This window comes from Methylosinus sp. DMC45 (genome assembly GCF_056313885.1).
Window position 1 is genome coordinate 38,000 of sequence record NZ_JBQUZK010000009.1, and the last position, 8,248, is coordinate 46,247.

The 8,248-nt window shown below is 65.7% G+C and carries 6 protein-coding genes; 5 read left to right on the top strand and 1 reads right to left on the bottom strand.

Annotation, left to right across the window (positions count from 1 at the left end):
* Positions 1 to 18 precede the first annotated feature (18 nt).
* From ACT53T_RS03220 to ACT53T_RS03240, 5 genes are all read left to right on the top strand, one after another.
* Positions 19 to 4,341 carry a strawberry notch-like NTP hydrolase domain-containing protein gene (locus tag ACT53T_RS03220; protein ID WP_476160036.1) on the top strand — a complete coding sequence of 1,441 codons (4,323 nt, stop codon included), beginning with the start codon at positions 19 to 21 and terminating at the stop codon, positions 4,339 to 4,341.
* A 1-nt stretch (position 4,342) separates the two neighbouring features.
* Entirely contained in the window at positions 4,343 to 5,404 is a 1,062-nt protein-coding gene (locus ACT53T_RS03225) for a DUF7146 domain-containing protein (protein ID WP_476160038.1), read from the top strand.
* Positions 5,405 to 5,733: 329 nt separating this feature from the next.
* Positions 5,734 to 6,672 (top strand): DUF2493 domain-containing protein, encoded by a 939-nt coding sequence (locus ACT53T_RS03230; RefSeq protein WP_476160040.1) that lies wholly within the window; start codon positions 5,734 to 5,736, stop codon positions 6,670 to 6,672.
* A gap of 583 nt (positions 6,673 to 7,255) precedes the next feature.
* Positions 7,256 to 7,429 (top strand): hypothetical protein, encoded by a 174-nt coding sequence (locus ACT53T_RS03235; protein WP_476160041.1) that lies wholly within the window; start codon positions 7,256 to 7,258, stop codon positions 7,427 to 7,429.
* Between the two features lie 142 nt (positions 7,430 to 7,571).
* Complete coding sequence (locus ACT53T_RS03240) at positions 7,572 to 8,012, top strand: hypothetical protein (RefSeq protein ID WP_476160043.1); 441 nt, start codon at positions 7,572 to 7,574, stop codon at positions 8,010 to 8,012.
* Positions 8,013 to 8,029: 17 nt separating this feature from the next.
* Here ACT53T_RS03240 and ACT53T_RS03245 read toward each other — a convergent pair.
* The coding region (locus tag ACT53T_RS03245) for a hypothetical protein (protein ID WP_476160044.1) at positions 8,030 to 8,248 on the bottom strand (219 nt) is incomplete at its 5' end.

Sequence of the window (8,248 nt, forward strand, 5' to 3'; positions counted from 1 at the left end):
TCTCCCGAGACCTCTCCCATGTTCAAGAAGTCTACCCCCGCGGCCGCCGACGCGGCTGCGCCGATTCTCGCCCGCCACTCTTCTACTGGCTCCGCGATCGCCGACGCGGCTCGCCGCCTGCTTCCCCATCTCGAACATGGCCGACACGTCGACGCCGCCATTGTTCGCTCGGCGATGGAATCCGCCTTTGGCGCGTCGGACGTCTCCGGCGCCTGGGACTGGAAGATGGGCTATGACGCCTGCGAGGCGGCGACAGTCCTTTTCCTGCGCAAATACGGAAAGGCGCTTTTCCGCAAAGCCGATTCTCCGACCGCCACTCTTCCGATGCTGTCGAAAATCGCAAACCTCTTGCCGACGCATACGCGCAGATCGGAGGAAAGCGAGACCTTCCAGCAATTCTCGACGCCGATCCCGCTCGGCCTCGCGGTTCTTGCCGCAGCGGCGATTTCGCCCGCCGACCGCGTTCTCGAACCGTCGGCCGGCACCGGACTGCTCGCCGTTCTCGCCGAGACGGGTGGCGCATACCTCATTCTCAACGAGCTCGCCGAGACCCGCGCGGAGCTTCTCTCCCTTCTTTTTCCCTCCGTCCCGGTCACCCGCTTCGATTCGGCGCAGATCGACGATCATCTCGATCCGGCGATCACTCCTTCCGTCGTGCTGATGAATCCGCCGTTCTCGGCCATGGCGAATGTCTCCGGCCGCGTGGCGGACGCGGCCCATCGTCACCTCGCTTCCGCGCTGGCGCGACTGGCCGATGGCGGCCGCCTCGTCGCGATCACGGGCGCGAGCTTCGCGCCCGACGCTCCCGTTTGGCGAGACGCCTTCGTGCGACTGCAGCAGCGTGGCCGCGTCGTCTTTTCCGCCGTGATAGATGGCGCCGTCTACGCCAAGCACGGCACATCGGTCGAGACGCGGCTGACGATCATCGACAAGCTGCCGGCGGACGATCCGACCGGCTCTCCGGCATCACCCGGCGTGGCGCCTGATGTCGCGACGCTCCTTGCCTGGATCGGCGAGTTGGCGCCGCCGCGCCTGCCGGTCGCCTTGCCGGCGCCGGCCTGCGGTCCGCGGCCGCGCACGGCGCCGGCCGTTTCCGTTCGAAACGCTCCGGTTCGCCGAGAGACGCTCGACCGCGCGCCCGATGGCGCCGCGCTCGCTTATGAGACCGTCGACTGGACGCCGCCGGAAGGCGCTCGCCTGACGGATGCGATCTATGAAGAATACGGATTGCAGTCGATCCGTATTCCCGACTCTCAGGCGCATCCCACCAAGCTGGTGCAATCCGCCGCCATGGCCTCGGTCGCGCCGCCGAAGCCGAGCTATCGGCCACGGCTGCCGACGAACATCCTCTCGGACGGCCTGCTCTCCGACGCCCAGCTCGAAACGGTGATCTACGCCGGCGAAGCTCATTCCGCGTTTCTCGCCGGCTCGTGGACGGTCGACGAGACCTTCGACGTCGTCGCGGCGGCGCGGGACGACGCCGAGAACGCCGTTCGCTTCCGCCGCGGCTTCATGCTGGGCGATGGGACCGGCGCCGGCAAGGGCCGCCAGTCGGCCGGCATCATTCTCGACAATTGGATGCAGGGCCGCCGCAGGGCGCTGTGGATCTCCAAATCCGACAAGCTGCTCGAGGATGCGCAGCGCGACTGGTCGGCGCTCGGCATGGAGCGCCTGCTCGTCACACCGCTCTCGCGCTTCCCCCAGGGCAAGCCGGTCTCGCTGCAAGAAGGCATCCTATTTTTGACCTACGCTACGCTGCGGTCCGACGAGCGCGGCGAGAAGGCTTCCCGCGTGCGGCAGATCGTCGAATGGTTGGGTCCCGATTTCGACGGGGCGATCATCTTCGACGAGAGCCACGCCATGCAGAACGCCGCCGGCAGCAAGGGCGAGCGCGGCGACCAGGCCGCCTCACAGCAGGGCCGCGCAGGACTTCGCCTCCAGCACGCTTTGCCGAACGCCCGCATCGTCTATGTCTCGGCGACGGGCGCCACCACGGTCCATAATCTCGCCTACGCCCAACGTCTCGGCCTCTGGGGCGGCGAGGATTTTCCGTTCGCGACCCGCGCCGAATTCGTGGAGGCGATCGAAGCCGGCGGCGTCGCAGCGATGGAAGTGCTCGCCCGCGACCTTCGCGCGCTCGGCCTCTATACGGCGCGCTCGCTCAGCTATGAGGGGGTCGAATATGAGCTGGTCGAGCATCGGCTGACGCCGGAGCAGACCCGCATCTACGATTCCTACGCCGAAGCCTTCGCCGTCATCCACAATAATCTCGACGCCGCCATGCAGGCGGCAAACATCACCGGCGCGACCGGCACGCTCAACCGCCAGGCCAAAGCCGCCGCGCGATCGGCGTTCGAGTCCGCCAAGCAGCGCTTCTTCGGCCATCTGCTGACCAGCATGAAGACGCCGACGCTGATCCGCTCGATCGAGCGCGATCTGGAAGAAGGCCATGCCGCCGTCGTCCAGATCGTCTCGACCGGCGAAGCTTTGATGGAGCGACGCCTCTCGGAGATTCCGACGGAGGAATGGAACGACGTCCAGGTCGACATCACGCCGCGCGAATATGTTCTCGACTATCTCGCCCACTCCTTCCCGGTGCAGCTCTACGAGCCTTTCACCGACAGCGAAGGCAATCTGTCGTCGCGACCCGTGTTTCGCGACGGCCAGCCGGTCGAGAGCCGCGAGGCGGTCGCCCGCCGCACTGCCCTGATCGAAAAGCTCGCTTCCTTATCGCCGGTTCCCGGCGCGCTCGACCAGATCGTCCAGCGCTTCGGGACCGATATGGTCGCCGAAGTGACCGGGCGCTCGCGGAGAATCGTGCGCAAGGGCGACCGCCTCGCTGTCGAGAGCCGCGCCGGCTCGGCCAATCTCGCCGAGACCGCCGCCTTCATGGACGATCAGAAGCGCATCCTCGTCTTTTCCGACGCCGGCGGCACCGGGCGAAGCTATCATGCCGAGTTCTCCGCCCGGAATCGTCGGCTCCGCGTCCACTATCTGCTCGAGCCGGGGTGGAAGGCCGACACCGCCATCCAGGGCCTCGGGCGCACCAATCGCACCAATCAGGCGCAGCCGCCGCTGTTTCGGCCGATCGCGACCGATGTGAAGGCGGAGAAGCGCTTTCTCTCGACCATCGCGCGCCGGCTCGACACGCTCGGCGCGATCACGCGCGGCCAGCGTCAGACGGGCGGCCAGGGCCTGTTCCGTCCCGAGGACAATCTGGAGAGCCATTACGCGTGCGACGCGTTGCGCCAGCTCTATCTGCTGCTCGTCCGGGGCAAGATCGAGGGCTGTTCCTTGCAGACCTTCGAAGAGGCGAGCGGACTGGCGCTGACGGATTCGAACGGGATCAAGGACGACCTGCCGCCGATCACGACCTTCCTCAATCGATTGCTGGCGCTGACCATCGAGCTCCAGGGCGTTCTGTTCACCGCATTCGAGCAATTGCTGAACGCCAAGGTCGAAGGCGCCATCGCCGCCGGCGTCTATGACGTCGGACTCGAGACGCTACGCGCCGAGAGTTTCCTCGTCAGCGATCGTCGGACCATTTACGTCCATCCCGGCACAGGCGCGGAGACGCGCCTGCTGACGATCACGCAGCGCGAGCGCAATCATCCCCTGACGCTCGATCGGGCGTTCGGTCTTCTCGCCGATCGGCGCGCTGTGCCGCTCGTCAACGAGCGCTCCGGCCGAGCGGCGGTCCAACTGCCGGTGCCGTCGCTGATGCTCGACGATGGCGAGATCGAGCGGCGCGTACGCCTCGTCCGGCCGATAGAGCAGCATTATGCGCCTCTGAAGATGATGGAGGAAAGCCACTGGGCCGAGGCCGACCGGGACGCATTCGCCGCCGCATGGAGCGCCGAGGTCGCCGCCGTCCCGGAATTTTCCGACAGCACGATCCACATCGTCACCGGCCTGCTGCTGCCGATCTGGAAAAGGCTGCCGAAGGATTCGACAAGGGTCTATCGCCTTCAGACCGATGACGGCGAGCGCATCATTGGACGCCGAGTCACGCCCGGCTGGGTCGCGGAAGCTCTCGCGAGCGGCGCAGTCGATTTGTCCGCAGAGGACGCATTCACCGCCCTGACGGATGGCCGCACCATCCTCCACCTTGCCGAGGATCTCCAACTTCGTCGCGTCCGCGTCATGGGCGCGCACCGCATCGAGCTGTCGGGATTCACCGACGCCATGCGCGAACGTCTCTCCGCCTATGGGCTGTTCCACGAAATCATCTCCTGGAAGCTGCGCATGTTCGTGCCGGTCGACGCGAGCGGCCCGGCCGTGCTGGCGAAATTGATGGAGCGCTATCCGCTCCAGCGCGTCAGCGACAAGGAGGCGGCGTGACATGCCTCGTCCCGACGCCTCCGATCTTGCGCAGCGTCTCGGCCGGCAGGCCGAGGCGGTGTGCCGTCATTATCTTCACAATGGACATCGCGAAGGCCGCTATTGGCTGGTGGGCGATGTTCGCAACACGCCGGGCCGCTCCATGTTCGTCCGGCTGATCGGGGCGAAAAGCGACAAGGGCGCCGCAGGCAAATGGATCGACGCCGCGACCGGCGAGCACGGCGATCTGCTCGACGTCATCCGAGAGAGTTGCGGCTTCGCCGATTTCAAGGAAACTGTGGCCGAGGCGCGCTCGTTCCTGAGACTGCCGAGTCGGGAGTGGGTGCCGATGAAGAAGAGGACGAAATCACCTTCAACACCTGCCAACTCGCGGGAGTCGGCGAGGCGGCTCTTCGCCATGTCGCAGCCGATTTCCGGGACTCTCGCAGAAGCGTATCTGCGCAATCGCGGCATTACGTCTTTGCACGAAACCGCATCGCTTCGCTTTCATCCGCACTGCTATCATCGGCCAGACGAGCACTCCCCGACCGAAATCTGGCCGGCCATGATCGCCGCCGTCACGGACCTCGACGGGCGCCTGACCGGCGTGCATCGCACATGGCTCGATCCTCGCGGCTTCTCGGAGACGACGCTTGGAAAGGCGCCGATCGAAACGCCGAGACGGGCGATGGGCGATCTCAATGGCCATGCGGTCCGCTTCGGCGTGGCGGGCGAGGTCCTGGCGGCGGGCGAAGGCCTCGAAACCGTTCTGTCGCTGCGATCGGCGCTTCCGACCATGCCGATGGCCGCGGCTCTGTCCGCGGCGCATCTCTCCGCCATCCTCCTCTCCGACACATTGCGCCGGCTCTACATCGCGCGAGACGACGATCCGGCCGGTGACGGCGCGGTGATGGCGTTGATCGACCGGGCGCAGCAGCTGGGGATCGAGGCGATCATGCTTTCTCCGGCGCTTGGCGACTTCAACGAAGATCTGCGGCTGCTCGGACTCGATGCGCTCCGGGCGGCCGTACGCGTGCAGATCGTCCCGCAGGACGTCGCGCGCTTCATGGAGCTGGCGGCATAGGCTCGGGCTGAACGGCTCACGCTCGCTGCCGGCGGATTCACGTCACGGTGAATGATGACGCTTCCCGACTTGTCGGAGAGGTCCGCCCCCACGGCCTTCTTCAGAGGGCGATCGATCGGCAGGCGGCTCGGATCGGCAACGGCTGCGGCCGGCTATTTTCCGGCGCGGCCTGCGGCCGCGTTCCATCGCGAAACAAAATAGCCGGCCTGCGCCGTCCTCCGCTACGCTGCGGCCCTTCGCTTCGCTGCGGGTGCAGGTCCGCTCCGCCCGCCGCTTTCGTCGCCATGAAGGCCGCGATGGGCGCGGTCGATCCGACGAAAGGAAGCGCCATGATCACCGATCGCGACGATGACCGCCACGAGCCGCCACACGCGTCATCCCCGACCGACCATATCCTCCAGGAACTCCAGCTCTACGGCTATCGCCCCTTTCAGGACGAACCCGATCCGAGGCCTCTGCCGGAAGGGCGTATCGTCTCGGGCGCCGTCGCCGACATCTTCGACGCGCTGATCGCGGCATTGCAGGATACCCGCCTCGAGCCGGATCTCGGCGACCTGCTCTGGTCGACCGTCAATCTCTTTCACCGCGCCGTGGAGCGGATCGAGCGCGAACTCGACGATAATGAGCAGGCGCAACGCCGCTCGCAGCGCGAGCAGGACGGCGGCGAGGTGAAATCCGTCGAGCTGGAGCGTCTCACCGCGGAAGGGCAGACTCTCCTCGAGCGCCGGGACGCTTTCGAGCTGATGCGCGATCAGGCCGCCGAGCATTACGAGCGCCACACCGGATCGTCCTGGCGACCGCGCCGCGGATCGATGGTCAATCATCGCAATCTCACTTCGGCGATGATCGACAGCCGGGACTTCCTGGCAGCGAAGAAGCGCTCCGAAAACGAGGTGCTGTTGCCCCCCGGTCCGAAGATCGCCGTCACTGGAGGCCTCGACTTCAACGACCATCGCCTGATCTGGGCCAAGCTCGACCAGGTTCACGCCAAGCATCCCGACATGGTGCTGCTGCATGGCGGCAGTCCGAAAGGCGCCGAACGGATCGCCGCCCGCTGGGCCGATCACCGCAAGGTTCCGCAGATCGCCTTCAAGCCCGACTGGACCAAGCACGCGAAGGCGGCGCCCTTCAAGCGCAACGACGCGATGCTGGAGGTCCTGCCAATCGGCGTCATCACCTTTCCCGGAACCGGCATCCAGGAAAACCTCGCCGACAAGGCGCGCAAGCTCGGTATTCCGGTTTGGCGCTTCGGCGCAGGCGGCGCGTGAGCGCCGCCGACCATGAGAGCCGGAAATGAGCCGAAACGCAAAAGCGTGTCGCCGCCTTTCCGTAAAGCCTTATTTCAGTCGGGCGCGCGGTCACGGCGACATTCGCCGCGCGCGCGTCATGCGCCAATTCCACATCGTCCTCGATGATCTCATCGAGCAATGCCTTCATGTTTCTCAAATCCAAGGCGGACTGTGCCCGGGCTGCCTCTCTATCGCCAGCGCCGCGATGGCGAGCGCCTTCCTCACGAGATGGAGATCTTCCCGTGAACTCCGCCACGCCGACTCCTGAGCCGTTCGCTCTGCAGATGCACGTGGTCCGCCGACGATAGACGAGGTTCGAGCAGTCCCTGACCGGGCTCCATGATTTCGAAGCAATCGACTCCTGTCGGCGAGCGCCATCCCGCTCTGATCGGCGCTGATCCTCTATCCGACCGATGGCCTGACGCCATCAACCCACGAGGGGTCGGCTACGCGAGCGTGCCGCCGCTTCGGTTTCACCTGCGCGGTGATCGCGGCCATCGGCCGGACACATCGGGCGCCTGTCGCGCGGGAATGGCCCCCGCCTCAGAACAGGAGCCGATCGATGTCTCGAAACCTCACATTCGCCCACGCTCGCGGTTGGGACCTCGCCAACACCCTCATGATCTGCGTCGTCGTCTTCCATGACGGCGCGGGAGACTACGGCATCATGCCGTCGACCGAATACGACGGCGATTCCGCCGCAATTGTTTACGAATTCGATCCCTTCCAATCATGAAGGAATCCGCCACCACGAGCGGCGAAAATCCTACGGGGATTTTCGCTCGCCCTGTCTCATCTTTCCGGCTAGACTCGCTGCTGCGCCGTGGTGGTGGTGGAAGGCGCGCTCGTCAGACCTTTGTCTCACGGAGACCACCGCCATGATCATCTTCGGACCGCTGCTCGTCATCGCCGGCATCGGCTTCTTCTGCTGGCTGCTGTTCACGCTCGCCGTCTTCGCGCTCCCTTTCTATGCCGGCCTGACTGTCGGAGCCTGGGCTTTTCACACGGGCGCCGGCTGGCTCGGCGGCGCCGTCGTCGGCGTCATCGCCGCAGGCGTGACATTCGGCGTCGGGCAATTGGCGCTCGCCTTCGTTCCCTGGACATGGCTCCGGCTCGCCATCGTGCTCATCTACGCTGCCCCCGCGACGGTCGCCGGCTATTACGCCACGCACGGAATTGCCCAGATGGCCATGCCGTCCGCGATATGGCAGATGATCTTTTCGCTCGTCGGCGCGGTCGCTGTCGGCATCAGCGCTTTGATCCGCATCACTGGAACCACCGCGCCGGGAGGGGAAGAAACGCGTCTCGCGCGGGCCTGACGCCGTTGCAGCCGCTTCTATCGGCGCATGTCAATCTGCATCTCTCCGAACTCCTCGTCGTGACTGACGCGGCGAGTTCGAGTCGTCGCGGCGAGCCGGTCGAAATTGTTATGCTCCTCGAAGCAATCCTTTGGCGAGAGCGATCTCATGGTCGTCCGATGACGTGCCCCCGAAGTTTCATCCAGCGGCGAGTTGAGTCCCGGCGGTTGATACGCCCGCGGGCGTGGGGTGAGCAA

What these genes read in the sequence shown, in the direction of transcription:
- ACT53T_RS03235 (WP_476160041.1), top strand. Translation starts at nt 7,256, where the DNA reads ATGTCTCGAAACCTCACATTCGCCCACGCTCGCGGTTGGGACCTCGCC.
- ACT53T_RS03230 (WP_476160040.1), top strand. Translation starts at nt 5,734, where the DNA reads ATGATCACCGATCGCGACGATGACCGCCACGAGCCGCCACACGCGTCA.
- ACT53T_RS03240 (WP_476160043.1), top strand. Translation starts at nt 7,572, where the DNA reads ATGATCATCTTCGGACCGCTGCTCGTCATCGCCGGCATCGGCTTCTTC.
- ACT53T_RS03220 (WP_476160036.1), top strand. Translation starts at nt 19, where the DNA reads ATGTTCAAGAAGTCTACCCCCGCGGCCGCCGACGCGGCTGCGCCGATT.
- ACT53T_RS03225 (WP_476160038.1), top strand. Translation starts at nt 4,343, where the DNA reads ATGCCTCGTCCCGACGCCTCCGATCTTGCGCAGCGTCTCGGCCGGCAG.